Origin of the sequence: Streptomyces sp. NPDC059443 (genome assembly GCF_042750105.1) — a bacterium.
Taxonomy (GTDB): Bacteria; Actinomycetota; Actinomycetes; order Streptomycetales; family Streptomycetaceae; genus Streptomyces.
This window is the reverse complement of sequence record NZ_JBHYVM010000024.1, coordinates 43,833-69,788: the sequence shown is the minus strand read 5'-3', so window position 1 is coordinate 69,788 and position 25,956 is coordinate 43,833. Positions and strand designations below refer to the sequence as shown.

The following is a 25,956-nucleotide window of genomic DNA, read 5'->3' as shown; positions in this document are numbered from 1 at the left end:
CCGCCCCCCCTGGGGGGGGGGGGGGGGGGGGGGGGGGGGGGGGCGGGGGGGGGGGGGGGGGGGGCGCCCCCCCCCCCCCCCCCGCTCCATATGCTTCGGACCATGACCGACAGCACCGGGATCGACCCCGAAGACATCAAGATCATCACGTTGGCGCGCAGCGCCCGGGCCCGCAACGGGGTGCCCGAAGGGGCGGCGGTCCGCGACGAGACCGGCCGTACGTACGTCGCCGGAACGGTGACGCTGGACTCCCTGAAGCTGAGCGCGCTCCAGACGGCCGTCGCGATGGCGGTGGCCAGCGGAGCCCAGTCCCTGGAGGCGGCCGTGGTCGTCAGCGCGGCGGACGCCCCCGCCGAAGCCGACCGCGCGGCGGTGCGCGACCTCGGCGGCCCGGACACCCCGGTCCTGCTGGCGGGCCCGGACGGCACCCTGAAGTCCACGACTCCGGCGGGTGGCTGACGGCGGCCGGTTCAGGCTGACGGCGGCCGGTTCAGGCTGACGCCGGCCGTTCAGGCTGACGGCGGCCGGTTCAGGCTGACGGGGCGGCCGGTTCAGACGGTGGCGGCCGCCTCCGCGGGGGTGGCCGTCGGTGCGGGCCGGCGGCGGATGACCATCGCCATCAGGGCGGCCATCGCGCACAGCGCGCCCGAGGCGTACCAGACGAGGTCGTACGAGCCGAAGGCGTCGCGGGCCAGGCCGCCCAGGAAGGCCACCACCGCGGCGCCCACCTGGTGCGAGGCCAGGACCCAGCCGAAGACGATGGCGCCGTCCTCGCCGTAGTGCTCGCGGCACAGGGCGATCGTCGGCGGGACGGTCGCGACCCAGTCCAGGCCGTAGAAGACGATGAAGAGCAGCATCGGCGGGTGTACGGACGGGGCCAGCAGCATCGGCAGGAAGAGCAGCGAGATGCCGCGCAGCGCGTAGTAGACGACGAGGAGGCGGCGCGCGTCGAAGCGGTCCGTCAGCCAGCCGGAGAACACCGTGCCGATCACGTCGAAGACGCCGATCACCGCCAGCAGTCCCGCCGCCGCCGTCACCGGCATGCCGTGGTCGTGGGCCGAAGGCACGAAGTGGGTCTTGACCAGGCCGTTCGTCGAGGCTCCGCAGATCGCGAAGGTGCCCGCGAGCAGCCAGAAGGGCCCGGTCCGGGCCGCCCGGAACAGCACGGTCACCGCCCGGCGGGCGGCTCCCGGGACGGGCGCGGGCTTGGCCGCGTACGTGCCCCCGTACGGGGCGGCCCCGATGTCCGCGGGGTGGTCGCGCAGCAGCAGCCAGACGAAGGGCACGACGACCAGGGCCGCCAGGGAGACGGTGACCGCCGCCGGGCGCCAGCCGTGGTGTTCCACCAGCCAGGCCAGCAGCGGCAGGAAGACCAGCTGACCGGAGGCGCCGGCGGCGGTCAGGATGCCGGTGACCAGGCCGCGCCGGGCGACGAACCAGCGGTTGGTCACGGTCGCGGCGAAGGCCAGTGCCATCGAGCCGCTGCCCAGGCCGACCAGGACGCCCCAGTACAGGACCAGCTGCCAGGAGGCGGTCATCCACACCGTGGCCACCGAGCCGGCGGATATGACCGTCAGCGCGACGGCCACGACCCGGCGGATGCCGAAACGGTCCATCAGGGCGGCCGCGAACGGCGCGGTGAGCCCGTAGAGGGCGAGGTTCACGGAGACGGCGAGGCCGATCGTGCCGCGGGACCAGTCGAACTCCTGGTGCAGCGGCTCGATGAGCAGCCCGGGGAGGGAGGCGAAGGCGGCGGCGCCGATGATCGTCACGAAGGTGACGGCCGCGACGAACCAGGCGCGGTGGATGCGGTGAGCGGTGGCCTTGGGGGCGGGCGGGGCGGGCGGGGCGGGCGGGGCGGTCGAGGGTGCTGTCTGCGTCGTCACGACGACAGTTTCCGGCCAGGTGACCCCGTACGACAGTGGCCTGACCGACATGCTTCGATACGATCGGGCCATGGATCCTGCGGAGTCCCAGTCCCAGTCCCAGTCCCAGCCCCGGCCGCATCGTGTCGTCGTACTCGCCCTCGCCGGGCTGCTGCCCTTCGAGCTCGGCATCCCCCACCGGATCTTCGGCCGGGCCAAGGATCCGGCCGGGCGGCCGCTGTACGAGATCCTCACCTGCGGGCTCGCCCCCGGCGCGGTGCCCACGGACGCCGACTTCGCGATCCAGGTCGGGCACGGGCCGGAACTGCTGGCCACCGCCGACACGGTGGTGGTCCCGGCCTCGTACGAGCTGGGGCCGGTCCACGCGGAGGGCCGGCTCACCCCCGAACTGGCCGCCGCCCTCGCGCACATCAGGCCCGGTACCCGTCTCGTGTCCATCTGTACGGGTGGTTATGTGCTGGCCGCCGCGGGGTACCTGGACGGCCGCCGGGCCACCACCCACTGGTCCTGGGCCGAGCACTTCCAACGGACCTTCCCGGCCGTGCTGGTCGACCCGGGCGTGCTCTACACCGACGACGGGGACGTGCTGACCTCCGCCGGAGTCGCCGCCGGCATCGACCTGTGCCTGTACATCGTGCGCCGCGACCACGGCGCGGCCGTCGCCAACGACGTGGCCCGGCGCACCGTCGTACCGCCCCACCGCGACGGCGGGCAGGCGCAGTTCATCGAGCGGCCGGTGCCCGGGCCGCAGCAGGCCAGCACCACCGCGGCCCGCGCGTGGGTGCTGGACCGGCTGCACGAGCCGCTGCGGCTGACCGACCTGGCCCGGCAGGAGGCCATGTCGGTACGGACCTTCACGCGCAGGTTCCGCGAGGAGTCCGGGGTCAGCCCCGGCGAATGGATCGTCGGGCAGCGGGTGGAGCGGGCCCGGACGCTGCTGGAGCGGACCGGCCTGCCGATGGAACAGGTGGCGCGGGAGGCCGGGTTCGGTACCGCGCAGTCGCTGCGCAAGCACGTACAGGCGGCGCTCGGCGTGAGCCCGACGGCCTACCGGCGGACGTTCCGGGAGACGGAGGCCGTCGACGGGGCTGCGGGCGCGAGCGGCGGGCGGAACGGGGAGGGCGTGCATGCATCCTGACAGCTTCTGATGGGACATCAGTTGATGCCGGGTCCGTGCATTGACTTATCCCGCCGCCCGCTCGTGAATGGCCCCCTGTCGGGGTACGGGAAGCCAGGGGGCGGGCAGTGCGGGCATCGGCGCGGAGCAGAGGGTGGTCGGCGGCCGTCGGCATGGCGGTGCTGGCGGCCGCGACCGGAGGTGCGCTGAGCCCGCCCGCCGCCGCCGAAGGGGCCGGACCGGCTGCGGGTCCCCCGGGGCAGGTGGAGTTCCCGACGCACTGCCTCCCGCCCCAGGAAGCCGGGCTGCCGCCCGCCGACGGGCCCACCACCGCCCGGATCACCGTGGACGACCCGGCGCCGCGCGTGGGCGACATCGTCACGGTGACCTATCAGGTGGCCAGGACCCCCGCCGTGAACCCGCTCACCGCCGAACTCCCCGCCGACGTGCTCACCCCGACCGGCCGGATCGTCCTCGGCGGGGCGCAGAGCGGCGAGGTCACGGTCGTCGGAGCCAAGCGCAACGACCCCGTCAAGGCGGGCGATCCGCTGCCCGCCGTCACCATGACCGGCACCTTCACCGTCACCGCGCCCGGTGAGATCACCTTGGCCCCGGGCGGCTACACCCTGCACACCAGCCACCTCATGGACCTCGACACGACCTGCGCCGCTACCACCACCGTGACTCCCGCCCCAGCCCCGAATCCGGACCCGACCCAGACCTCGGTTCCGGCTCCGACCTCGACCTCGACCCCGGAACCGACTCCCGCCCCGATCCCCGCCCCCGTCCCGGCAGGGGCACCGGTCGCCGCGCGGCTCACCGCGACCCCGCTCCCGACGGCCAACCTGCGCTCCGTCGCACTCGGCGCGGCCTCCGGGAAACCCGGCGCCAAGGTCAAGGTCACCGGTACCGGCTTCGTCCCCGGCGCGGCCGTCACCGTGGCCGGGCGGGCCGGCGTCGCCGAGACCGCCGACCGGGTGCGGGCGAAGGCGGACGAGCTGGGCGTGGTCCTGGCGGAGCTGCCGGTCACGGACAGGGCGACCACGGCCGTCGTGGCGTACGAGGGCGCGGCCTGGGCGGCGGGACAGGGCTCCGGGCCGGCGGCGTACACGGTGATCGACGTCCTCCCGGCGGCTCCGGGCACCCAGAAGGTGACGGCGGTCGTGGAACCGGGCGAGCTGGGCATGACCCAGCAGGGCGAGGCCGTGACCCTGGGCGCGGTCCCGTACGGGGACGGCGGCGCGGCGGCCGGGCGGATCGGCACCGTCACCGTCAAGGACGCCCGGGGCGGCCCGGCGGGCTGGTCGCTGATCGGAAAGGTCACCGACTTCACGGGCGCGGGCGGAGTCCGCATCCCGGGCGCCTCCCTGAGCTGGACCCCTTCGTGCGTGGCGGCCGCCGGAAGCCCGAGCGTCTGTACGCCCGGCAGTGCGGGCACGGTCGGACCGGAGGGCGCGGTGCTGGCGTCGACGCCGGACGCCCCGGTCGTCGGGGGAGCCTTCACGATCGACGCGACGGTCGCCCTCCAGGTCCCCCCGTACACCGCGCCGGGCGCCTACACCGCGGTGCTGACCCTGACCCTGTCGTGACGGCTCCGGCGTCGGCCCCGGAGACGGCGCACCGGCACCGGCTGGGGGCGGCCGCCGCCCTGGTCCTGCTCGCCGCCGTGTTCCTGCTCGCGCCCGCCGCCGGGACGGCCGCCGCGGCCGACAACGGGCAGTGGTCCGTGCTGCCCGCCGCGAACACCCTCGGCCAGCGGCCCTACTTCTACCTCTCCGCCGCCCCCGGCGGAACCGTCGCCGACACCGTCACCATCGCCAACCGCACCGATCAGCCCCGCACCTTCCGCCTCTACGCCGCCGACGCCTACAACACCGCCCGCGACGGCGGCTTCGCGCTGCGCGGCCCCGACGAGCCGCGCACCGCCACCGCCGCCTGGACGAAGCTCGCACGGGAGCGGATCACCGTCCCGGCGCGGACCTCGGTCGGCGTCGGCTTCACCCTCACCGTCCCCGACCGCGCCGAGCCCGGGGACCACCCCGGAGCCATCGTGGCCCTGGAGGACCCGGCTGCCAGCACCGCTGTGCAAGGCATCGGGGTGCAGCAGGCCGTCGCCGCCCGCGTCTACCTCCGGGTCGCCGGACCCACCGCACCCGCCCTCGCCGTGGAGAACCTCCGCGTCACCGGCCGGGGCGCCGCCGGCGCGGAGATCTCGTACGCGCTCCGCAACCTCGGCAACGTCACGCTCCGCCCCCGCGCGACCCTCGCCGTCTCCGGCGCCCTCGGCCGCACCCTGCCCTCCCGTACCCTCACCGGCCTGCCCGCCGAGCTGCTGCCCGGTCAGGAGGTCCGGCTCACGGCTCCCTGGGAGGACCCTCCGGCGCTGGAGTGGACCCGGATCACGGTGGAGGCGGGGGCCGACGGAACCAGTTCCCGGGCGACCGTCGGCCATGCCGTGCATCCCGCTCTGAACGGCCTCCTCGCGGCCGCTCTCGCGCTCCTGGCGGCGGCCTGGTCGGCGCTGGGAGCCGCATCGGGGAGAATGGCCCGTATGAGCGATCGTTCCCCCGAGACCACCAGCCCGCACCGTGCGGGCTTCGCCTGCTTCGTCGGCCGCCCCAACGCGGGGAAGTCGACCCTGACCAACGCACTCGTGGGTACCAAGGTCGCGATCACCTCCAACCGGCCGCAGACCACCCGCCACACCGTCCGCGGCATCGTGCACCGCCCCGACGCCCAGCTCGTCCTGGTCGACACGCCCGGCCTCCACAAGCCGCGCACGCTGCTCGGCGAGCGGCTGAACGACGTGGTGCGCGCGACCTGGTCCGAGGTCGACGTGATCGGCTTCTGCCTGCCCGCCGACCAGAAGCTCGGACCCGGTGACAAGTTCATCGTGAAGGAGCTCGCGGGGATCAAGAAGACCCCCAAGATCGCCATCATCACCAAGACCGACCTCGTCGAGTCCAAGGTGGTGGGCGAGCAGCTCATCGCGGTCCACCAGCTCGCCGAGGAGCTGGGCTTCGAGTGGGCCGAGATCGTCCCCGTCTCGGCGGTCGGCGACACCCAGGTCCAGCTGCTGGCGGACCTGATCGCGCCGATGCTGCCGAAGAGCCCGCCGCTGTACCCGGAGGGCGACCTCACCGACGAGCCCGAGATGGTGATGGTCGCGGAGCTGATCCGCGAGGCCGCGCTGGAGGGCGTGCGGGACGAGCTCCCGCACTCCATCGCCGTGGTCGTCGAGGAGATGATCCCCCGGGAGAACCGCCCGGCGGACCGCCCGCTGCTGGACATCCACGCGAACCTCTACATCGAGCGGCCGAGCCAGAAGGGCATCATCATCGGCCCGAAGGGCGCCCGCCTGAAGGAGGTCGGGATGAAGTCGCGCAAGCACATCGAGGCGCTGCTCGGCACTCCGGTCTTCCTCGACCTGCACGTGAAGGTCGCCAAGGACTGGCAGCGCGACCCGAAGCAGCTCCGCAAGCTCGGATTCTGACCTTCTGGCCTTCTGGCCTTCTGGCCTTCGGGTCAGGGCAGCCGCAGCACCTTCACCACGTTGTCCGTACGGGTCCCGGGCCGGCCGTCAGGCCGGTTCTGGACCCGTACGTGTTCCTCCGCCAGCAGCACCTCCCAGGCGCCTGCCGCCAGCTCCAGCTGGGCGACGACCTCCTCGGCGGTCGGGAAATCGACCTCCGGGCGGTCCTCCTGCCAGGACGCCCAGCCCGCGTGGCCGACCACGAGCAGGATCCCGCCGGGGGCCACGGCCGCAGAGGCCCGGCGCAGGATCCGCTCGCGCGGGAACTCTCCGAAGGTGTGCAGGAAGCACGCGGAGACCAGGTCGTACTCCCCGGCCGGGAAGGACTCCGCGAGGTCGTGCCGCTCCCACTCGGTGCGGTCGTCGACCCCGGCATCGGCGGCGTGGACGGCCGCCCGCTCCAGGGCGACCCCGGAGATGTCCGTCCCGGTGACGTGCCAGCCCCGCCGGGCGAGCCACACGGCGTCGCCACCCTCGCCGCAGCCGAGGTCCAGGGCCCGCCCCGGGGCCAGCCCTTCGGCCTCCCGGGCCAGGACGGCGTTGGCATCGCCGCTCCAGACCTTCTCGCTCTCGCGGTAGCGGGTGTCCCAGTACTCCTCGCCCACGAGGGAGGCGGCGGGCTCGGGGGAGCGGTGGTGCTCGTTCGGCATGGGGTCCTCTTCCGGTCGGGCGGTCGGTCGGTACGGGTGCCTGCGCCTCCGATGCTCCGCCCGCGCGGCCCGTCCGGCCAAGCAGCTTTGCCGTTTCCGCAAAACCGAGTCAGGCCCCGCCCGGCCCGCCTCCGCTACAGCGGCCGCTCCGCGATCAGGGCCGTGCCCACCCAGCGGAAGCCGAGGCGGCCGTACATGCGGGCCACGTCCTCGTCGCCCGCCGAAAGGAAGACCGTGCGGGCTCCGCGGGCCACGGCGTCCGTGACCAGGGCCGCCGTCACCGCGAGGCCGAGGCCCTTGCGGCGGGCCGACGGGAGGGTGCCGACCCCGACGACCTCGGTGACGGTGCCGACCGGGATGTACTGGCCGGAGCCCAGCACCACGCCGTCGCGCACGGCGGCCGCCAGGGCGCTGCGGCCCGACGCGATCATCCCGGAGACCCGGACCCGCCGGGCTTCCGAGGCCGGGTCCGCCTCCGCCGCCGCGAGCTCCGCCGGGCCGGCCTCGCCGACCGCCGTGCCGGGCGCCGCGAAGGCCAGCATCGGGACGGTCACCGCACTCCGGAGCAGCGGGTCGGCCGAGCCGAGCACGCGTACGCGTACGTCCGGATCCGCGGGCGGCCGTACGGCCTCGGCGGCCGGGTCCAGCACCATCAGCGGGTGCGCGTGGACGTGCAGCCCCGCGGCTTCCGCCGCGGCCCGCAGGGAGGGGGTGGTTTCGGCCACCCACTCGAACGATTCGGGGACGCCCAGCTCCCGCTGCCGGGCCAGCACCCGCTCCACGTCGGCCGCCGAGACCTCCGAGCCGCCGAGCGTGGGCCGCGCGTAGTACGGCCAGCCGTCGCTCTCCTGGACGAAGAGGGTCAGCGGACCGAAGTCCTCGGCCCGCGCCCCGCCCAGCCGCGGTGCGGTGTCGTAGTAGCGCTCCAGCTCGGGCAGGGCCCCGGAATTCACAGTCATCCGGCCATCCAAGCAAAACAGCAGATCAGGGGCACCTCAATTGATGCCCCGGCCCCTCTCCCCGCCCCGTCCGTACTGCTACGCGCCCTCCTTCAGCACTCGCGAGATCAGCGACCGCTGCGCGTCCGACAGGTTCGGGTCATGGCAGAGCACCGTCCGCCCGTCCACCGTGATCCGGTACGAGAACCCGTCCCGGATCCGGTCCGCCGAAGGGCCCGGCGGACCGGGCCGCAGAGCCAGCTGGGCCAGGGCCTGCCACTCGGCCTCGTCGGGCAGGTCCGAGGTGTCCACCTCGGCCCGCCGCTCGATCCCCGCGAAGCCGCCCGTCCGCACCACCTGAATCCGCATGAGGGGCTTTCTACCCCAGGCCGACCGCGGACCACGCCTTCTGCAGCGCCTGGTGTTCCGCGCCGCCTTCCCCGTACCGGGCCACGGCGGCGGCCACCGTCAGGCGGGCGAAGTCGGCGAATCCGGCGTCCGACGCCAGCGCCCCGCCGGTCAGGGTGTCGTACCAGATCTGGCCGGTCCGCTCCCAGGCCTTGCCGCCGAGCTCGGTCGCCGCGATGTAGAAGGCGTGGTTGGGGATGCCGGAGTTGATGTGCACGCCGCCGTTGTCGCGGGAGGTGCGGACGTAGCCGTCCATGGTCGCCGGCTGCGGGTCCTTGCCGAGCTCGTCGTCCTCGTACGCCGTCCCGGGCGCCTTCATCGACCGCAGGGCCATGCCGCTGTCCACGGCCGGGCCGAGCAGCCCGGCGCCGATCAGCCAGTCGGCCTCCTCGGCGGTCTGGTTCAGCGAGTACTGCTTGATGAGGGAGCCGAAGACGTCGGACATGGACTCGTTGAGCGCGCCCGGCTGGTCGTGATAGGCGAGGTTGGCGGTGTGCTGGGTGACCCCGTGGGTCAGCTCGTGCCCGATGACGTCCACCGAGACGGTGAAGTCGAGGAACAGGTCCCCGTCGCCGTCGCCGAACACCATCTGGCTGCCGTCCCAGAAGGCGTTGTTGTACAGCCGGTCGTAATGGACGGTGGCGTTCAGCGGCAGGCCGGCGTCGTCGATCGAGTGGCGCCCGTAGGCCTTCAGGTACAGCTCGAAGGTGGCGCCGAGCCCGGCGTAGGCGCGGTTGACGCTGACGTCCTTGCTCGCGTCCTCGCCCTCGCCGCGGATCTTCTTGCCCGGCAGCCGGGTGTGGTGCTGGGCGTCGTAGATGGTCCGCCGGGGGGTTTCGGAAGGCCCGTCCCCGGCCGGCGGCAGGACGGACAGCTGACGCCGGACGCGGTTCGAGGCGTCGAGTTCGAGGGTCCGCCGGGCGGCTGCCGCGCGGGCGGGATCCCCGGACCGGGCGATCCTGTCGAGGAGGTGCGGCGGCACCACGGTGCAGAAGACGGAGTGACGGTGGCTGTGGAAGGCATCCATGCCCGGCAATGTGGCAGTGGGTTAGTCAATTGTCACTAGGTGCAACCATGATTCATTCGCTTGTGTCACATGCCCGTCGCGGGGGCGACGAGACTTGCGTTACGGCGCAGCACTGGCTGTGGTGCGCCGCCCGCGTCCGGCCGTCTCGCTGGTGCGGGACGGCTGGGGCCGGTGACGGGGCCCCGCTTCGCCACAACGCCAGCGCACGTGCGCGGATGTTGCGGGAGCCGTTGCGGTCTGCGTGATCAACGAATCCGCAGGACCTGCACGCGAAGCGGGCCTGCGAGGCCCGGTTCGCCTTGTCGACGTGGCCGCACCGCGAGCAAGTGCGGGAGGTGTACGCCGGATCGACGTACACCACCGGCACGCCCGCCCGACGGGCCTTGTACGCGAGGAACTCGCCGAGCTGCGCGAAGGCCCAGCTGTGCACCATGGCCCGTTGGGGCTTCCTCAGCCGTACCCGTTCACGGATCCCGGTCAGTACTTCCAGACCGATTCCGCGCCCGGTGCGTGCAGCCTCGGCCACGATGCGTTTGGCGATCTTGTGGTTGATGTCCCGGGTACGCCGGGCCTCCTTGCGGCGCCTGCGCTGGATCCGCCGCCTGGCGGACTTGGTGCCCTTGCGCTGCAGCTTGGCGCGCAGCTTGAGATCCTGCCCGCGCAGGTGATTGAGCCTTCGTCCGGCCATGATCTCGCCGTCCGAGGTGGTGGCGATGTTGACGATCCCCAGGTCTACGCCCAGAAAGTCCACCGGGTCGGTGTTCAGCTCTGCCTCGGGCACTTCGCATGTCGCGAGCAGGAACCAGGCCCCGTCCCGCTGCAACAGGTCCGACTCGCCTTGGCGGTGGGCGGCCAGCATGGCGAGTTGTTCGGCTCCGGCTGTGATGCCCACGGCCTTGAGGCGCCCACTGGTCGTCCAGATCGAGATCGTGCGTGCTTCGACCTGCCAGGACAGCATGCGGTCGTCGTACGGCTGGGCTGCGTCTGATCGGAAGGACGGTGGCTTGCTTCCAGCCGGGCGGCGGCGTCTCGAAATCGGCCCGCGGAGCCTTCTGGCCCGCAGTTTCGCCTGCGCGGTCGTGTAGGCGTCTGCCGCCTTCTTGATCGCGTGCTGTGCGGCCTGCGCACCCAGGCCCCAACGTGCCTTCACCTCGGCGTAGGTGCGCTTGCGCAGGTCGAAATTCCTGTACGCCTCGTGCCTGAATGCGACCTCGGCCGCCCATGAGGCAGCCTCGTTGCAGGCCTGGAGGGTCGCTGTGAGCGCCGATGCCTGTGTGGGCGTCGGTAGGAGCTTGACCTGCACCACCAGCTTCATGGCTGATGAACGTAGCCACCTGCACAGTCAGGCGAGTGGGGATCGCGTGTGCATCACCGTCGTCAGTGATGGTGCGATCGTACGTATGAATCGAGCACTCGTTGAGGGATTGACCTGACCCAGGTGTATTAAAAGAGGCTTAGCTCACAAAGGGTGCAAAACGGACCCTCGGGTCTTGCATACTGAAACAGGCCCCCGCACACGGGGCGGCTCGGTTAGGCTCGGCCCATCATGCGTTTCGGGCTGCTTCTCCTTAGCTGCCGCGGCGAGGGTCTGTAGTCGTAGGCCGGCCCCCTCCCCGCGGAGTTTGGTGTTGCGGTTTTTACGACCGTCGTCGGCCGTCCCAGCGAACTACACGCGGACACGCGAGGAGCCCAGCGTCATGAGCCAGCACACTTTTGTCGGTCGCCCCACGCCCATCACGAACGCGACCCACACCCAGAAGCCCTCCGGGATGCCGATCCACAAGTACGGCTCGTACGAGCAGGTGGACATCCCCGACCGCACCTGGCCCGAGGCCCGCGTCACCAAGGCGCCCCGCTGGCTGTCCACGGACCTGCGCGACGGCAACCAGTCGCTGATCGACCCGATGACCCCCGCCCGCAAGCGCGAGATGTTCGACCTGCTGGTGCGCATGGGCTACAAGGAGATCGAGGTCGGCTTCCCGTCCTCCGGCGAGACCGACTTCAACTTCGTGCGCTCCATCATCGAAGAGGGCGCGATCCCGGACGACGTCACCATCTCCGTACTGACCCAGGCCCGCGAGGACCTGATCGAGCGGACCGTGGAATCGCTGGTCGGCGCCAAGCGCGCCACCGTGCACCTGTACAACGCGACCGCCCCGACCTTCCGCCGGGTCGTCTTCCGCGGCTCCAAGGAGCAGATCAAGCAGATCGCCGTCGACGGCACCCGCCTGGTCATGGAGTACGCCGACAAGCTGCTGGGCTCCGAGACCGTCTTCGGCTACCAGTACAGCCCGGAGATCTTCACCGACACCGAGCTGGACTTCGCCCTGGAGGTCTGCGAGGCCGTATGTGACGTGTGGCAGCCGGCCGAGGGCCGCGAGATCATCCTGAACCTGCCCGCCACGGTGGAGCGCTCCACGCCCTCCACCCACGCGGACCGCTTCGAGTGGATGGCCCGCAACCTGACCCGCCGCGAGCACATCTGCATCTCCGTGCACCCGCACAACGACCGGGGCACCGCCGTGGCCGCCGCCGAGCTGGCCCTGATGGCCGGCGCCGACCGCATCGAAGGCTGCCTGTTCGGCCAGGGTGAGCGCACCGGCAACGTGGACCTGATCACCCTGGGCATGAACCTGTTCTCGCAGGGCATCGACCCGCAGATCGACTTCTCGCAGATCGACGAGATCCGTCGCACCAGCGAGTACTGCAACCAGATGGAGGTCCACCCGCGCCACCCCTACGCGGGCGACCTCGTCTACACCGCCTTCTCCGGCTCCCACCAGGACGCCATCAAGAAGGGCTTCGACGCCATGGAGGCCGACGCGGCCGCCCAGGGCAAGACCGTCGACGACATCGAGTGGGCCGTCCCGTACCTGCCGATCGACCCGAAGGACGTCGGCCGCTCCTACGAGGCGGTCATCCGGGTCAACTCGCAGTCCGGCAAGGGCGGCATCGCCTACGTCCTGAAGAACGACCACAAGCTGGACCTGCCGCGCCGCATGCAGATCGAGTTCTCGCGGATCATCCAGGCCAAGACCGACGCCGAGGGCGGCGAGGTCACGCCGAAGGCGATCTGGGACGTCTTCTCGGACGAGTACCTGCCCAACCCGGAGAACCCGTGGGGCCGCATCCAGCTGCGCTCCGGCCAGACCACCACCGACAAGGACGGCACCGACACGCTGACCGTCGAGGCGGTCGTGGACGGCGTGGAGACCGTGCTGGACGGCACCGGCAACGGCCCGATCTCGGCCTTCTTCGACGCGCTGGCCGGCATCGGGGTCGACGCCCGCCTGCTGGACTACACCGAGCACACGATGAGCGAGGGCGCCTCCGCCGTGGCCGCCTCGTACATCGAGTGCGCGATCGACGGCCGCGTCCTGTGGGGCATCGGCATCGACGCCAACACCACCCGCGCCTCCCTGAAGGCGGTCATCTCCGCCGTCAACCGCGCGGGCCGCTGATCCTCGTCCGTACGTGCGATCCGGAACCCCGTTCCTCCTTCCGGAGGGCGGGGTTCCGTCGTTTTCGCACCCGCTCGGCCAGGGGGTTCGGCGGGGAATCGGCGGGGATTTGCAGGGGGCGCGGATCGGCCAAGTACGGGGGGCGGCGGATGTTGTCTTGTCACACAGCTGACGCATCCTCATCGATGTGGCTAACATCACGCCAACCCGGCGATGTTGCCGGAAGGTTACGGAGGTGCGACGTGCTGCCAGTTCGGGGTGGGGACGGCCGGAAGCTGACGGCCTGGGGCATCCGCACCACCTGGAACACCGTGGGGGACGGGGAGTTCTTCTGCCCCGACTGCGGTGGGGACCGCAACTACCGCCGGCGCACCGGGCGCCGCCGGTTCACCGTCCTCGGGGTGCCGCTGCTGCCGCGCGGGCACGCCGGGCCCGTCATCGAGTGCCAGGGCTGCCGCGAGCGCTTCTCCACCGACATCCTGGACCACCTCACCACCACCCGCTTCTCCGCGCTGCTGCGCGACGCCGTGCACACGGTGACGCTGGCCGTGCTGGCCGCGGGCGGCACCGTCTCGCGCAGTGCGCTGGAGGCCGCCGTGGGCGCCGTACGGTCCGCCGGGTTCCAGGACTGCACCGAGGAGCAGCTGGAGTCCCTGGTGGAGGCGCTGGCCACCGACGAGGGGCGGCTCGGGCTCTACGACGGCCCCGACTGCTGCGGGGCCGCGCTGTCGATCGAGCTCCACGAGGCGCTGGAGCCGCTCGCTCCGCATCTCGCGGCTCCGGGGCGCGAATCGATTCTGCTGCAAGGGGCGCGCGTGGCCCTGGCGGACGGCCCGTACATCCCCGCGGAGCGCGAGGTACTGGCCACGGTGGGCGCGGCGCTGCGCATCGACGCGGACGAGGTGGCGCGGCTGCTGTCGGCGGTCCGGGCGCCCTAGCTTCACCTCCCGACCGACCCGGGGCCCGCGCGCGATCCCGTACGGGGTCCCGCGCGGGCCCCGCGTGCGTTCAGGCGGTCCCGCGCGCCGCCGGGGCGGGGTGGGCCGCGATGAAGCGGCGCAGGGCCTCGCACAGGGCTTCCGGGTTGTCGAACGGGATCAGGGTGCGGGCGTCCGGGATCTCCACGTACTCGCCCCGCGGCAGGAGTGCGGCGAGCCGGCGCCCGGTCGCGGGCGGCATCATCAGGTCCTCCGCGCCCCAGGCGACGAGGGCGGGGCGGTCGAAGGTGCGCAGCCGCTCGGCGGCCCGGAGGTAGGTGTCCTTGCGGGTGCCGCGCAGGAACGCGGTGAGATCGCGCCGGATCGCCGGGTCGCCGAGCAGCGGGCCGTACCAGCGCAGGACCAGCTCGTGCGGGATCGGCCGTTTGGCCATGCCGCCCAGGGAGGTCCGCATCCCGGCGAGGAAGGGCGAGCGGAAGCTCAGCAGGAGCAGGCGGAGCGCGCCGGGGATCCTGCTCGCGGTGTGCAGGGCCTTGCCCTGGAAGCCCGGCGGGTAGTTGTCGAGGGCTTCGCAGGAGGTGAGGACGAGGCGGGCGATCCGTTCGTCGCGGACGCCCACGAGGAGCTGGGCGATGCCTGCGTCGTTCTGGACGAGCGTGACTTCGCGCAGGTCGAGGCGGTCGAGGAACTCGGCGAGCAGGGCGGCGACCCCGTGGGCGGAGAGGTCGGCGCCGGGGTTCATGGGGCGGCGGTGGCCGCCGATGGGGAGCACGGGGACGAGGACGCGGAAGTCGGTGCGCAGGCGGTCGACCACGGGCTGCCAGACGGATTCGTCGAAGGCGAGGCCGGGGACCAGGACGAGCGTCTCGCGGGCCGGGCCGCCGGGGGCGGCTACAGGGGCGGTGCCGGCGTCGGTGTCGGTGTCGGTGTAGTCGATGGTGCCGGAGCTGAGCGCGATGGTGGGCATGTGGGTCCCCCTCGGTGGATCTGTGCATCACTAGATAGACCGATCTAGTGAGAGGGTAGTCCCGATGACTACGACAGGCGATACGCGAGCGCGCATCCTGAGCGCGGCGACGGAGCTGTTCCGCCGCCAGGGGTACGCGGCCACGGGGATGAAGCAGATCGTGGCCACGGCCCGGGCCCCCTACGGGTCCGCCTACCACTTCTTCCCGGGAGGCAAGGCGCAGCTGGGGGAGGAGGTCCTGCGCAGCTCCGGAGCGGTCTACCTGGCCCTGATCGGGGACCTCTTCGGGCTCGGGGACGGCCCCGGAGGCGATACCGGAGGCGATCCCGGAGGGGATCCAGGCGACGGCCCCGGGGATGCTCCCGGAGGCGTCCCCGCCGCCGATCGCGCGGCCGATCCCGTCCGGGCGACCCGGGAGGCCTTCACCGGCGCGGCCGCGACGCTGGAGGCGCTGGACTTCGCCGATCCCTGTCCCGTCGCCACGGTCGCGCTGGAGGTGGCGAGCACCCACGAGGGGCTGCGCCTGGCCACCTCGGAGATCTTCACCTCCTGGGTCGACGCGCTGGCCGGCTACTACGCCGCCCACGGGATCACCGCCGCCCCGCGCGAGACGGCGCAGTCGGTGATCGCGCTGCTGGAGGGCGCCTTCATGCTGGGCCGCGCCCACCGCAGCCCGGAGCCGGTATTGGCCGCGGCGGCGGCGGCGGCGGCGATCGTCTCGGCCGCGCTGGCCGCTCCCGGCCTCTGACCTGGCCACGTCAGCGGGCCTCGGGAGGCACCTTCCCCGTCTCGCCCCTCGGACGGGAGGCCGGCTGAGGGTCCCGAGACGGGTGAAACCGGCCCGTGGAGAGGTAACGATCCGGCGCTACGCGCCCGTATTCACGCTTCTCGTGCGCCGTTTGAACCGCGGAGCCGTTCCATCCGTGGTGGGTGTTTCCGCCAAATGGACAGCCGGACGGACAGCTTCTGGTTTGCGCGGACGAACGACTGCGAAGCCTTAACCCGCACGTCACTCCGTAGAGCCTTCGCGTTCGTGCAGGGGGAACGGCCAGTTCCGTGCGACACCGCCCATAGCGGACCCCGAGGACGTGCGCCACTGGAGAAACCTCCAGATCGAAGACTCCAGTACGTCAACACTTTGTGGAAGTCGACGATATCTGTGAGCGGCCCCACAGGCGTTCAATTCCGGTCACACGACGAGACGCCGCGGATAACACAGCGGAGCTTCGATTCACGTGAACGCACTGACAACCCTGACGGATCAACGGGATAACGACCTACTTCGTCAAGGGATAACCAGATTCCTCTCGTTACCTACCTTTTGAAGGGCAAGGCAGAGATGGCACGTGTCGCCGCCCGGCTTTCCAGCGGAGAGCCCAGCACGCACCCGGTCGACGAGGTGCTCCCCCTCCCCAAGCTCGCGCTGTACGGGTTCCAGCACGTACTCGCGTTCTACGCCGGTGCGGTGATCGTCCCGATCATCGTCGGTGGCGCCCTCGGGCTCACCACCGAGCAGCTGGTCTACTTGATCAACGCCGACCTCTTCACCTGCGGTATCGCCTCGATCATCCAGGCGTGGGGCATCGGCCGGGTCGGTGCCCGGCTGCCCCTGATCCAGGGCGTCACCTTCACCGCGGTGTCCCCGATGATCGCCATCGGCCTCGGGGCGGGCGGCAAGGAGGCGGGCCTGCTCGTCATCTACGGCGCGGTCATCACCGCCGGTCTTGCCACCTTCGCCTTCGCCTGGCTGCCCCCCAAGGTCTTCGGCACGGTCATGCGGCTCTTCCCGCCTGTCGTCACCGGTACGGTCATCACCGTCCTCGGCATCGTGCTGATCCCCGTCGGCCTGAACGACGCCGCCGGCGGCCTCGGCAGCCCCGACTTCGGTGACCCGAAGAACTTCGCCTACGCCGGCGGCACGATGCTCTTCATCCTCGTCCTGATGAAGCTCGGCCGCCCCTTCCTCTCCAGCATCGCCATCCTGCTCGGCCTGGTCGGCGGCACGGCGGTCGCGTTCCTGCTCGGCGACGCCAAGTTCGGCGACGTGAGCAAGTCGGACTGGATCGGCATCAGCACCCCGTTCCACTACGGTGCCCCGAAGTTCGAGTGGTTCCCGATCGTCCTGATGCTCATCGTCATGCTGATCACCATGGTCGAGACGACCGGTGACACCTACGCCGTCGGCGACATCGTCGGCAAGAAGGTCGACAGCGAGACGGTGGCCCGCGCCCTGCGTGCCGACGGCGCCGCGACCGCCCTCGGCGGCATCCTCAACTCCTTCCCGTACGTGGCCTTCGCCGAGAACGTCGGCCTGGTCCGGATGACCAAGGTCAAGAGCCGGTTCGTCGTGGTCTCCGCGGGCGTCATCATGATCGTCCTCGGTCTGCTCCCGAAGGCCGCCGCGATCGTCGCCGCCGTCCCGCACGGGGTCCTCGGAGGCGCCGCGACCGTGATGTTCGCGATGGTGGCCCTGGCCGGTATCCAGACCCTGGCCAAGGTGGACCTCAAGGAGGAGAAGAACGCGCTGGTCGTGGGCGTCTCCCTGGCCTTCGCCCTGCTCCCGGCCACGGTTCCGGTCCTCTTCAAGGACCACATGAACGCGGACCTCTCCTCGCTCCTCAACAGTGGTGTGACGCTCGGTGCCACGGCCGCGATCGTCCTGAACCTGATCTTCAACGGTCTGGGCAAGGACGACGCGCACAACGCCCCGCAGGCCGACGCCCCGGTGGCGGACGCTCCGGTGGTCGCGGACGACGACGAGGCCACGGCAGCCATACCGGCCCAGTCGGGTGAGGGCGAGCACGCCCCCGCACCGACCGCCTGATCCTCCCAAGGGGTGTCCCCCGCAGGGCTTCGTGCCCGGCGGGGGACGCTGCTGTTCCCCGCCCGCGGCCGTTCTGTCAGAGGGGTACGGGAGAATGGGCCCATGAGTCTGTTCCGCGACGACGGCATCGTGCTGCGCACCCAGAAGCTGGGTGAGGCGGACCGCATCATCACGCTGCTGACCCGAGGCCACGGCCGGGTCCGGGCCGTCGCCCGCGGTGTCCGGCGTACGAAGTCCAAGTTCGGCGCCGGGCTGGAACCTTTCTCCCACGCCGACGTGCAGTTCTTCGCCCGCGGCAACGAGCTGATCGGCCGCAGCCTGCCGCTCTGCACCCAGACCCAGATCATCGCCCCGTACGGCAACGGCATCGTCACCGACTACGCCCGCTACACCGCCGGCACCGCGATGCTGGAGACCGCCGAGCGGTTCACCGACCACGAGGGCGAGCCCGCCGTACAGCAGTACCTGCTGCTCGTCGGCGCCCTGCGCACCCTCTCGCGCGGCGAGCATGCGCCCAACCTCATCCTCGACGCCTTCCTGCTGCGCTCCCTCGCCGTCAACGGCTACGCGCCCAGCTTCGACGACTGCGCGAAGTGCGGGATGCACGGCCCCAACCGGCACTTCTCCGTCGGCGCGGGCGGGGTCATATGCGGCGACTGCCGCGTCCCCGGCAGCGTCGTACCCTCGTCGGAGGCCATCGCCCTGCTCAGCGCCCTGCTGACGGGCGACTGGGTCCATGCCGACGCGTGCGAGGCGCGTCACGTGCGGGAGGGCAGCGGGCTGGTCTCCGCCTACTTGCACTGGCATCTGGAGCGCGGGCTACGCTCCCTGCGATACGTCGAGAAATAGGAGCTGGGCACATGGCACGACGCGGGATTCTGGGACGCTCTCGCCGCGAGTACAAGGTTCCCGAGCCGCACCCGTCCGGTGAGCGCCCGCCGAAGATCCCCGGCGAGCTGGTCCCGAACCACGTCGCGATCGTCATGGACGGCAACGGCCGCTGGGCCAAGGAGCGCGGGCTGCCGCGCACCGAGGGCCACAAGGTGGGCGAGGGCGTCGTGCTCGACGTGCTCAAGGGCTGCCTGGAGATGGGCGTCAAGAACCTCTCCCTGTACGCCTTCTCGACGGAGAACTGGAAGCGCTCGCCCGACGAGGTGCGCTTCCTCATGAACTTCAACCGCGATGTCATCCGGCGCCGCCGCGACGAGATGAACGAGCTCGGCATCCGCATCCGCTGGACCGGCCGCATGCCGAAGATGTGGAAGTCGGTGGTCCAGGAGCTCCAGGTCGCGCAGGAGCAGACCGTCGACAACGACGCGATGACCCTGTATTTCTGCGTCAACTACGGCGGCCGCGCGGAGATCGCGGACGCGGCGCAGGCGATCGCCCGGGACGTGGCGGCGGGCCGGCTCGACCCGTCGAAGGTCAACGAGAAGACCTTCGCGAAGTACATGTACTACCCGGACATGCCGGACGTGGACCTCTTCCTGCGCCCCAGCGGCGAGCAGCGCACCTCCAACTACCTGCTCTGGCAGAGCGCGTACGCCGAGATGGTCTTCCAGGACGTCCTGTGGCCGGACTTCGACCGCCGCAACCTCTGGCAGGCCTGCTACGAGTACGCCCAGCGCGACCGCCGCTTCGGCGGTGCCGTGCCGAACCAGGGCGAGGGCATCACCGGCTGACCCTGGCCGTAGGCTCCGCTGTCATGGACACGAATGTGCACGGGGACCAAGCGGCACCGCGGACCGGCCAGGCCGTCGAACTCGTCTACCAGACGACCCGGCCGGAGCTCGCCGAGGCGCTGCGGGCCCGGTCCGCCACGACGGCCGCGGGGCGGCGCCTGCGTTTGATGTATCCCGTCCTCGGGACACTGCTGGTGCTGTTCGGGGCGCTGTCGATGGCGGTGGACGGGGCCGTCGGCGCCCGGCCCGTGGGCCTCGCCGCCTCAGGGGTGGTGCTGTGGGCACTCGCCCCGTTCGTCCCCCGGCTGACGCCCTGGCTGCTGGCGCGGTCGTTCGGCAGGTACATGGAGAAGACCGGGGAGCACCGGGTCCTCGTCGACGACTCCGGATTCCGGGTGACGACGGCCGCCAGCGAGGCGCGCATCGGGTGGAGCGCGCAGCCCTCGTACGTGGAGACCCCGGGGTCGTTCGTCATGCTCAGCGACGACAAGTCGGCGGTGGCCATCACGGTCCTGCCCAAGCGGGGCATCGTGGCCCCGGCCGACGCCGACGGGCTGCGCGCGATCCTGGACCGGAACCTGCGCAGGCTCTAGGCGGCGCCCGGACCGGGGGAGCCGCCGCCGGCTGATCCTGCCGGAGCTACCCTCACCGTCATGAACACGACGGGTGAGGCGGTCGAGCTGTACTACACGGCCGCGCGGGGGGACTTCCGCGAGCTGGGCCGGGTCAGGGCGCGCAAGACGGAGAAGGGCCGCAGGGATCTGACGGTCTTCCTGCTCGTGCCGCTCGTCCTGTTCGGGGTGGGGGCCAAGCGGGCGGGTGCCACCGGCTCGGAACTGGTGGGGGCCGCTGGGCTGGGCCTGTTCATCGGCATCGCCCTGTGCCTGACGGTCTTCCTGTCCGCGTCTGGTTGGGAGAAGGCGAAGGCGGCCGGGGGCGGGGAGTGGCGGTGCACGCTCTCCGACGGAGGGCTGACCTACCGGATGCCCGACGGCACCTCGCTCCCGTACGCCTGGGACCGGGTCTCCGGCTGGACCGAGACCCGGAGCCTGTTCGTCTTCCGCCACCCGGGTACGGACCTGCTGGGGTTCCTGCCCAAGCGCGGCGCCCTGACCTCCGAGGACCTGGACCGCGCGCGAAAGATCGTCGCCAGGAACGCGCCGCCGCTGTAAGGTCCGCTGTCATGGACATGCAGGGGGAGCGGGGGGAGCTGCGGCTCGTCTACCAGACCACCGTGGCGGACGTCGCCCAGGCGATCCGGGTGCGCGACGCCAAGCTGCCCGCGGGCCGCCGCCGGCGGTTGATGCTGGTCTGCTTCGGGGTCATGCTGGTCTGCTTCGGCGGGCTGGCGCTGCTGGGGCACGGGCCGATCGGCAGACCCCTGGGCTTCCTCGGCGGCGGCGTGCTGCTGCTCGCGGTCACGCTCCTGGGCCCGCAGCTCACGGCGCGGGCCTTCGCGGGCCTGCTGGCCAAGGCGGGGGAGACCACGGCGCTGGTGACGGCCACCGGGCTGCGGCTGAGCACCGAGAACACCGAGGCGCGCATCGACTGGGCCGCGCAGCCGATGTACACGGAGACGGCCGATCACTTCATCACGCTCAGCGTCGCCAAGCGGGCGGCGGCGATGACCATCCTGCCCAAGCGCGGGGCGGCGGACCCGGCCGACATCGACCGCCTCCGGGCCCTGCTCGACCAGAACCTCCAGCGGATCTAGCGCACGCGACCTGCGCGGTCTAGGCGTTCGCCGCGCAGTCCGCGCAGGTTCCGAAGATCTCCACGGTGTGGGCGACGTTCACGTAGCCGTGCTCGGCCGCGATGGCCTCCGCCCACTTCTCCACCGCCGGGCCCTCCACCTCGACCGCCTTGCCGCACTTGCGGCACACCAGGTGGTGGTGGTGGTCCCCGGTGGAGCAGCGGCGGTAGACGGACTCGCCGTCGCTGGTGCGCAGCACGTCGACCTCACCGGCGTCCGCGAGGGACTGCAGGGTGCGGTAGACGGTGGTCAGGCCCACGGAGTCGCCGCGGTGCTTGAGCATGTCGTGGAGTTCCTGGGCGCTGCGGAACTCGTCCACCTCGTCCAGCGCCGCCGCGACGGCGGTCCGCTGCCGGGTGGATCGTCCTCGTACTGGCGCGGTATTCATCTCGCCAGGCGCAGTCGCCACCGGTTCCTCCTCGTTTCGGCCTGGGCTCATTGTGCCAGGCGGACGGGTGCCCGAGGCCTTCAGACCTTTACGTCGTCACGCGTGCAGACCTCTTCGGCGGCGCGGGCGGCCTTCGCCCGGCGCCGGGCCAGCGGGGCCGAAACCGCCGTCATGACCACGAAGACGGCGATGGCGAGCAGCACGATGGTGCCACCGGACGGGGCGTCGATGTAATAGGTGGCCGCCGTGCCGGAGACGGAGACCAGCACGCCGATCGCCATGGCGACCGACAAGGTCGCGGTGAATCCGCGGGTTACCCGCTGGGCCGCGGCCACGGGGATCACCATCATGGCGCTGACCAGCAGCAGGCCGACGATGCGCATCGCGACGGTGACGGTGACGGCGGCGGTGACCGCCATCAGCAGGTTCAAGAAGCGCACCGGCAGGCCCGTGACCCGGGCGAACTCCTCGTCCTGGCAGACGGCGAACAGCTGTCGGCGCAGGCCCAGGGTGACGGCGATGACGAACAGGGCGAGGATCACGACCGCGGTGATGTCCTCGGCCGAGACGGTGGTGATGGACCCGAACAGGTAGCTGGTCAGATTGGCCGTGGAGCCACCCGGAGACAGGTTGATGATCATCACACCGCCGGCCAGGCCGCCGTAGAAGAGCATGGCGAGCGCGATGTCCCCGCTGGTCTTGCCGCGGGAGCGGATCAGTTCCATGCCGACCGCGCCGATGACCGCGACCAGGGTGGCCATCCAGACCGGGCTGGTATTGAGCAGGAAGCCGAGAGCGACACCGGTCATGGCCACGTGACCGATGCCGTCGCCCATGACGGCCTGGCGGCGCTGCACGAGGTACGTGCCGATCGCGGGGGCGGTGATGCCGACCAGCGCGGCGGCGATCAGGGCCCGCTGCATGAAGGCGTAGTTGAGGAGGTCCATCAGCTCAGCAGTCCCGTCCGGAGCGGCTCGGCGTCGTGCGCCGCGTGGGGGTGTACGTGGTCGTGGCCGGGCAGGGCGTGCTGGCCCACGGCCTCCGGGGGCGGCCCGTCGTGCATGACGCAGCCGTCGCGCAGGACGACGGCCCGGTCGATCAGCGGCTCCAGCGGGCCCAGCTCGTGCAGGACGAGCAGGACGGTGGTGCCGGCGGCGACCTGGGTGCGCAGCGCGTTCGCCAGGACCTCCTGGTTGGCCAGGTCCACACCGGCCATCGGCTCGTCCATGATCAGGAGTTCCGGCTCGACGGCGAGCGCACGGGCTATGAGCACCCGCTGGTGCTGCCCGCCGGAGAGGGCGTTGACCGAGGCGTCGGCGTGGGAGCCCATGTCGACCAGGTCCAGCGCGCGCTCCACGGCGGCCTTGTCGGCCTTGCGCAGGAACCCGAAGCGGGTGCGCGCGAGGCGGCCGGCCGAGACGACCTCGCGGACGGTGGCCGGGACCCCGCTGGCGGCGGTGGTGCGCTGCGGGACGTACCCGATGCGCGACCAGTCGCGGAAGCGCTTGAAGTCCGTACCGAAGAGCGAGAGCTCTCCGGCGGTCAGCGGGACCTGGCCGACCACGGCGCGCACGGCCGTGGACTTGCCGGATCCGTTGGCGCCGAGGAGCGCGACGACCTCGCCGCGGCGGACGGCGAGGTCGATCCCGCGCAGCACGGGGCGCGAGCCGAGCGAGGCCGAGGCCCCGCGCAGGGATATGACGGGCTGGTCCAGCGCCTGCTTGGGCTGGGACTCCATGGCTCGCGCCTCCGTTGCTGCTACTGCTGCCATTACTTGTTGCCGAGCGCCTTCTGCAGGTTCTTCAGGTTGGACCGCATGACCTCGAAGTAGTCAGCGCCCTGGGACTTGCCGGTGATTCCTTCGAGCGGGTCCAGGACGTCGGTCTTCAGGCCGGTGTCCGCGGCGAGGGTCTTGGCCGTCTTGTCGCTGGCCAGGGTCTCGAAGAACACCGTCGAGACATTGTCCTTCGCCGCGATGGCCTGCAGTTCCTTCATCCGGGCCGGGCTCGGCTCGGACTCGGGGTCCACGCCGGAGATGCCCTCCTGGTCGAGGCCGTAGCGCTCGGAGAGGTAGCCGAAGGCGGAGTGGGTGGTGATGAAGGTCTTGGAGGCCGTGTTCTTCAGGCCGTCCTTGAACTCGGTGTCGAGCGCGCCCAGCTTGGCGACCAGCTCGTCGGTGTTCTTCTTGTAGTCCGCCGCGTGGTCGGGGTCGGACTTCTCCAGGGCCGCGCCGACGCCCTTGGCGATCTCCGCGTACTTGACCGGGTCGAGCCAGACGTGGGGGTCCTCGCCGGCCTCGCCGTGGCTGTGGTCGTGGCCGTCGCCCTCTTCGGCGGCGTGGTCGTGGCCGGAGTTGCCGTGCACCTCCAGCTTGGTGAGGGTGGCGGCGTCGACGATGTTCTTCACGCCGGACTGGGCGACGGCCTTGTCCACGGCGGGCTGCAGCGTCTTGAGGTAGAGGACCACATCGGCCTCGCCGAGCTGCGCGGTCTGCTTCGGGGTGATCTCCAGGTCGTGCGGTTCGACCCCGGGCTTGGTCAGGGTGTCGACCTTCACGTGGTCCTTGCCGATCTGCTCGGCGAGGAACTGCATCGGGTAGAACGACGCCATCACGTCGAGCTTGCCGTCCTTGCCGCCGGTGGCTCCGGCAGCGCCCGAGCAGGCGGTGAGGGCCGTGGCGGCGAGGGCAACGGCTCCGGCGAGGGCGGCGGTGGGTATGAGGCGTCGTACGTTCATGACATCCATTTTCATCAAAGATGGAAACGATTGTCAAAAACCCTGGTGAGAGGCACGTGGAGCGCCCGCGGACGGGGGTCCCGATTTGAAAGGGGGGGTGCGGGCGCCGGTAACCTGGAGCCTTCGCCGTTCGTCCTCGTAAATGAAGAGAGCACCGTGGCCGCCGACAAGATCGAAACCATCGTCAGCCTGAGCAAGCGCCGTGGCTTCGTTTTCCCTTGCAGTGACATCTACGGCGGCTCCAAGGCCGCCTGGGACTACGGCCCGCTCGGCGTCGAGCTCAAGGAGAACATCAAGCGCCAGTGGTGGAAGGCGATGGTCACCGGGCGTGAGGACATCGTCGGCCTCGACTCGTCCGTGATCCTGGCCCCCGAGGTCTGGGTGGCCTCCGGCCACGTCGCGACCTTCTCGGACCCGCTGACGGAGTGCACCTCCTGTCACAAGCGCCACCGCGCGGACCACCTGGAAGAGGCGTACGAGGCCAAGCACGGCCGCGTGCCCGCCAATGGCCTGGCCGACATCAACTGCCCCAACTGCGGTGTGAAGGGCCAGTTCACCGAGCCCAAGCAGTTCTCCGGCATGCTGGAGACCCACCTCGGCCCGACCCAGGACACCGGCTCCAAGGCGTACCTGCGCCCCGAGACCGCCCAGGGCATCTTCACCAACTTCGCCCACGTCATGACCACCTCGCGCAAGAAGCCCCCGTTCGGCATCGCGCAGATGGGCAAGTCCTTCCGCAACGAGATCACCCCCGGCAACTTCATCTTCCGCACCCGCGAGTTCGAGCAGATGGAGATGGAGTTCTTCGTCAAGCCGGGCGAGGACGAGCAGTGGCAGGAGTACTGGATGCAGGAGCGGTGGAACTGGTACCGCGACCTCGGCATCCGCGAGGAGAACATCCGCTGGTACGACCACCCGAAGGAGAAGCTGTCCCACTACTCGAAGCGCACCGCCGACATCGAGTACCGCTTCAACTTCGGTGGCAATGAGTTCTCCGAGCTCGAAGGCGTGGCCAACCGCACCGACTTCGACCTCAAGGCCCACTCCGCGGCCTCCGGCCAGGAGCTCGTGTACTTCGACCAGGAGACCAAGGAGAAGTACACCCCGTACGTCATCGAGCCGGCCGCCGGTGTGAACCGCGCGATGCTCGCCTTCATGCTCGACGCGTTCAACGAGGACGAGGCCCCGAACGCCAAGGGCGTCATGGAGAAGCGCACCGTGATGCGCTTCGACCCGCGCCTGGCCCCGGTCAAGGTCGCCGTGCTGCCGCTGTCGCGCAACGCGCAGTTGTCGCCGAAGGCCAAGGGCCTCGCCGCCGACCTGCGCAAGTTCTGGAACATCGAGTTCGACGACGCGGGCGCCATCGGCCGCCGCTACCGCCGCCAGGACGAGATCGGTACGCCGTTCTGCGTGACCGTCGACTTCGACACCCTGGACGACAACGCGGTGACCGTGCGCGAGCGCGACACCATGAAGCAGGAGCGCGTCTCCCTGGACCAGATCCAGAGCTACCTCGGCAGCCGTCTGCTCGGCTGCTAGGTTCGCCGCGAGAACGGCAGTGGGGCGGGGGGGGGGGGGCGCCCCCCCGGCCCCCGGGGGGGGGGGGGCGGGGGGGGGCGGGGGCGCGCCGCGGGCGCGGGGGGGGGGCT

The 25,956-nt window shown here is 71.3% G+C and carries 25 protein-coding genes and 1 pseudogene; 15 read left to right on the top strand and 11 right to left on the bottom strand.

Annotated elements, in window-relative coordinates; all coding sequences use genetic code 11:
* The first annotated feature begins 102 nt into the window (after positions 1-102).
* Positions 103-459, top strand: a complete 357-nt coding sequence (locus ACFXDJ_RS22945) for a cytidine deaminase (protein WP_384654111.1) — start codon at positions 103-105, stop codon at positions 457-459.
* A 92-nt stretch (positions 460-551) separates the two neighbouring features.
* On the opposite strand, the gene ACFXDJ_RS22940 is transcribed toward ACFXDJ_RS22945, so the two are convergent.
* Positions 552-1,886 (bottom strand): MFS transporter, encoded by a 1,335-nt coding sequence (locus ACFXDJ_RS22940; protein ID WP_384654113.1) that lies wholly within the window; start codon positions 1,884-1,886, stop codon positions 552-554.
* Between the two features lie 70 nt (positions 1,887-1,956).
* On the opposite strand from ACFXDJ_RS22940, the gene ACFXDJ_RS22935 reads away from it, so the two are divergent.
* The 4 genes and pseudogenes from ACFXDJ_RS22935 to era all read left to right on the top strand — a co-directional run bounded on the left by ACFXDJ_RS22935 (position 1,957) and on the right by era (position 6,496).
* Entirely contained in the window at positions 1,957-3,024 is a 1,068-nt protein-coding gene (locus ACFXDJ_RS22935; protein ID WP_384850140.1) for a GlxA family transcriptional regulator, read from the top strand.
* A 107-nt stretch (positions 3,025-3,131) separates the two neighbouring features.
* Positions 3,132-4,592, top strand: a complete 1,461-nt coding sequence (locus tag ACFXDJ_RS22930; RefSeq protein ID WP_384654117.1) for a beta-xylosidase — start codon at positions 3,132-3,134, stop codon at positions 4,590-4,592.
* A pseudogene (locus tag ACFXDJ_RS22925) lies at positions 4,589-5,041 on the top strand (WxL protein peptidoglycan domain-containing protein); the annotation flags it as partial. The gene ACFXDJ_RS22930 and the pseudogene ACFXDJ_RS22925, both read left to right, overlap by 4 nt.
* 504 nt (positions 5,042-5,545) lie before the next feature.
* Positions 5,546-6,496, top strand: coding sequence for a GTPase Era (gene era, locus ACFXDJ_RS22920; protein WP_374213701.1), 951 nt, complete (start codon positions 5,546-5,548; stop codon positions 6,494-6,496).
* Positions 6,497-6,528: 32 nt separating this feature from the next.
* Here era and ACFXDJ_RS22915 read toward each other — a convergent pair whose 3' ends face one another.
* The 5 genes from ACFXDJ_RS22915 to ACFXDJ_RS22895 form a co-directional block, all read right to left on the bottom strand.
* Positions 6,529-7,185 carry a class I SAM-dependent methyltransferase gene (locus ACFXDJ_RS22915; protein ID WP_384654119.1) on the bottom strand — a complete coding sequence of 219 codons (657 nt, stop codon included), beginning with the start codon at positions 7,183-7,185 and terminating at the stop codon, positions 6,529-6,531.
* Positions 7,186-7,319: 134 nt separating this feature from the next.
* Positions 7,320-8,144 (bottom strand): GNAT family N-acetyltransferase, encoded by an 825-nt coding sequence (locus ACFXDJ_RS22910; RefSeq protein WP_384654120.1) that lies wholly within the window; start codon positions 8,142-8,144, stop codon positions 7,320-7,322.
* Between the two features lie 78 nt (positions 8,145-8,222).
* Positions 8,223-8,492 carry a protealysin inhibitor emfourin gene (locus ACFXDJ_RS22905; RefSeq protein WP_384654121.1) on the bottom strand — a complete coding sequence of 90 codons (270 nt, stop codon included), beginning with the start codon at positions 8,490-8,492 and terminating at the stop codon, positions 8,223-8,225.
* 10 nt (positions 8,493-8,502) lie between these two features.
* The gene (locus ACFXDJ_RS22900) at positions 8,503-9,558 is read right to left on the bottom strand and encodes a M4 family metallopeptidase (RefSeq protein ID WP_384654123.1); all 1,056 of its coding nucleotides are present in this window, start codon (positions 9,556-9,558) and stop codon (positions 8,503-8,505) included.
* Between the two features lie 52 nt (positions 9,559-9,610).
* Positions 9,611-10,873, bottom strand: a complete 1,263-nt coding sequence (locus ACFXDJ_RS22895; protein WP_384654124.1) for an RNA-guided endonuclease InsQ/TnpB family protein — start codon at positions 10,871-10,873, stop codon at positions 9,611-9,613.
* 382 nt (positions 10,874-11,255) lie between these two features.
* On the opposite strand from ACFXDJ_RS22895, the gene leuA reads away from it, so the two are divergent.
* Both leuA and ACFXDJ_RS22885 read left to right on the top strand, forming a co-directional pair.
* On the top strand, positions 11,256-13,019 hold the full coding sequence (leuA, locus tag ACFXDJ_RS22890; RefSeq protein WP_384654125.1) for a 2-isopropylmalate synthase: 1,764 nt from the start codon (positions 11,256-11,258) through the stop codon (positions 13,017-13,019).
* Positions 13,020-13,261: 242 nt separating this feature from the next.
* Entirely contained in the window at positions 13,262-13,957 is a 696-nt protein-coding gene (locus tag ACFXDJ_RS22885) for a TerB family tellurite resistance protein (protein WP_384654126.1), read from the top strand.
* 70 nt (positions 13,958-14,027) lie between these two features.
* On the opposite strand, the gene ACFXDJ_RS22880 is transcribed toward ACFXDJ_RS22885, so the two are convergent.
* On the bottom strand, positions 14,028-14,924 hold the full coding sequence (locus tag ACFXDJ_RS22880; protein WP_384654128.1) for an alpha/beta fold hydrolase: 897 nt from the start codon (positions 14,922-14,924) through the stop codon (positions 14,028-14,030).
* Between the two features lie 64 nt (positions 14,925-14,988).
* On the opposite strand from ACFXDJ_RS22880, the gene ACFXDJ_RS22875 reads away from it, so the two are divergent.
* The 7 genes from ACFXDJ_RS22875 to ACFXDJ_RS22845 all read left to right on the top strand — a co-directional run bounded on the left by ACFXDJ_RS22875 (position 14,989) and on the right by ACFXDJ_RS22845 (position 21,144).
* A complete protein-coding gene (locus ACFXDJ_RS22875) occupies positions 14,989-15,672 on the top strand; it encodes a TetR family transcriptional regulator (RefSeq protein WP_384654130.1) in 684 nt (227 codons plus the stop codon).
* Positions 15,673-16,263: 591 nt separating this feature from the next.
* Complete coding sequence (locus ACFXDJ_RS22870; RefSeq protein ID WP_384654132.1) at positions 16,264-17,748, top strand: nucleobase:cation symporter-2 family protein; 1,485 nt, start codon at positions 16,264-16,266, stop codon at positions 17,746-17,748.
* Positions 17,749-17,850: 102 nt separating this feature from the next.
* Complete coding sequence (gene recO / locus ACFXDJ_RS22865; protein WP_384654133.1) at positions 17,851-18,597, top strand: DNA repair protein RecO; 747 nt, start codon at positions 17,851-17,853, stop codon at positions 18,595-18,597.
* Between the two features lie 11 nt (positions 18,598-18,608).
* The gene (locus ACFXDJ_RS22860) at positions 18,609-19,430 is read left to right on the top strand and encodes an isoprenyl transferase (protein WP_384654135.1); all 822 of its coding nucleotides are present in this window, start codon (positions 18,609-18,611) and stop codon (positions 19,428-19,430) included.
* Between the two features lie 23 nt (positions 19,431-19,453).
* Positions 19,454-20,023 (top strand): YcxB family protein, encoded by a 570-nt coding sequence (locus tag ACFXDJ_RS22855; protein WP_384654137.1) that lies wholly within the window; start codon positions 19,454-19,456, stop codon positions 20,021-20,023.
* Positions 20,024-20,083: 60 nt separating this feature from the next.
* Entirely contained in the window at positions 20,084-20,602 is a 519-nt protein-coding gene (locus tag ACFXDJ_RS22850) for a YcxB family protein (RefSeq protein ID WP_384654139.1), read from the top strand.
* 11 nt (positions 20,603-20,613) lie between these two features.
* Entirely contained in the window at positions 20,614-21,144 is a 531-nt protein-coding gene (locus ACFXDJ_RS22845; RefSeq protein WP_384654141.1) for a hypothetical protein, read from the top strand.
* Positions 21,145-21,163: 19 nt separating this feature from the next.
* On the opposite strand, the gene ACFXDJ_RS22840 is transcribed toward ACFXDJ_RS22845, so the two are convergent.
* The 4 genes from ACFXDJ_RS22840 to ACFXDJ_RS22825 are packed head-to-tail and all read right to left on the bottom strand — an operon-like array spanning position 21,164 to position 24,307.
* Positions 21,164-21,592 carry a Fur family transcriptional regulator gene (locus ACFXDJ_RS22840; protein ID WP_384654143.1) on the bottom strand — a complete coding sequence of 143 codons (429 nt, stop codon included), beginning with the start codon at positions 21,590-21,592 and terminating at the stop codon, positions 21,164-21,166.
* 59 nt (positions 21,593-21,651) lie between these two features.
* Entirely contained in the window at positions 21,652-22,518 is an 867-nt protein-coding gene (locus ACFXDJ_RS22835) for a metal ABC transporter permease (RefSeq protein WP_384654145.1), read from the bottom strand.
* A complete protein-coding gene (locus ACFXDJ_RS22830) occupies positions 22,518-23,309 on the bottom strand; it encodes a metal ABC transporter ATP-binding protein (RefSeq protein WP_384654147.1) in 792 nt (263 codons plus the stop codon). The genes ACFXDJ_RS22835 and ACFXDJ_RS22830 overlap by 1 nt, the downstream gene beginning before the upstream one ends.
* Before the next feature lie 32 nt (positions 23,310-23,341).
* Positions 23,342-24,307, bottom strand: a complete 966-nt coding sequence (locus ACFXDJ_RS22825; RefSeq protein WP_384654149.1) for a metal ABC transporter substrate-binding protein — start codon at positions 24,305-24,307, stop codon at positions 23,342-23,344.
* Between the two features lie 156 nt (positions 24,308-24,463).
* On the opposite strand from ACFXDJ_RS22825, the gene ACFXDJ_RS22820 reads away from it, so the two are divergent.
* Positions 24,464-25,846 (top strand): glycine--tRNA ligase, encoded by a 1,383-nt coding sequence (locus ACFXDJ_RS22820; protein ID WP_384654151.1) that lies wholly within the window; start codon positions 24,464-24,466, stop codon positions 25,844-25,846.
* Positions 25,847-25,956: the final 110 nt, after the last annotated feature.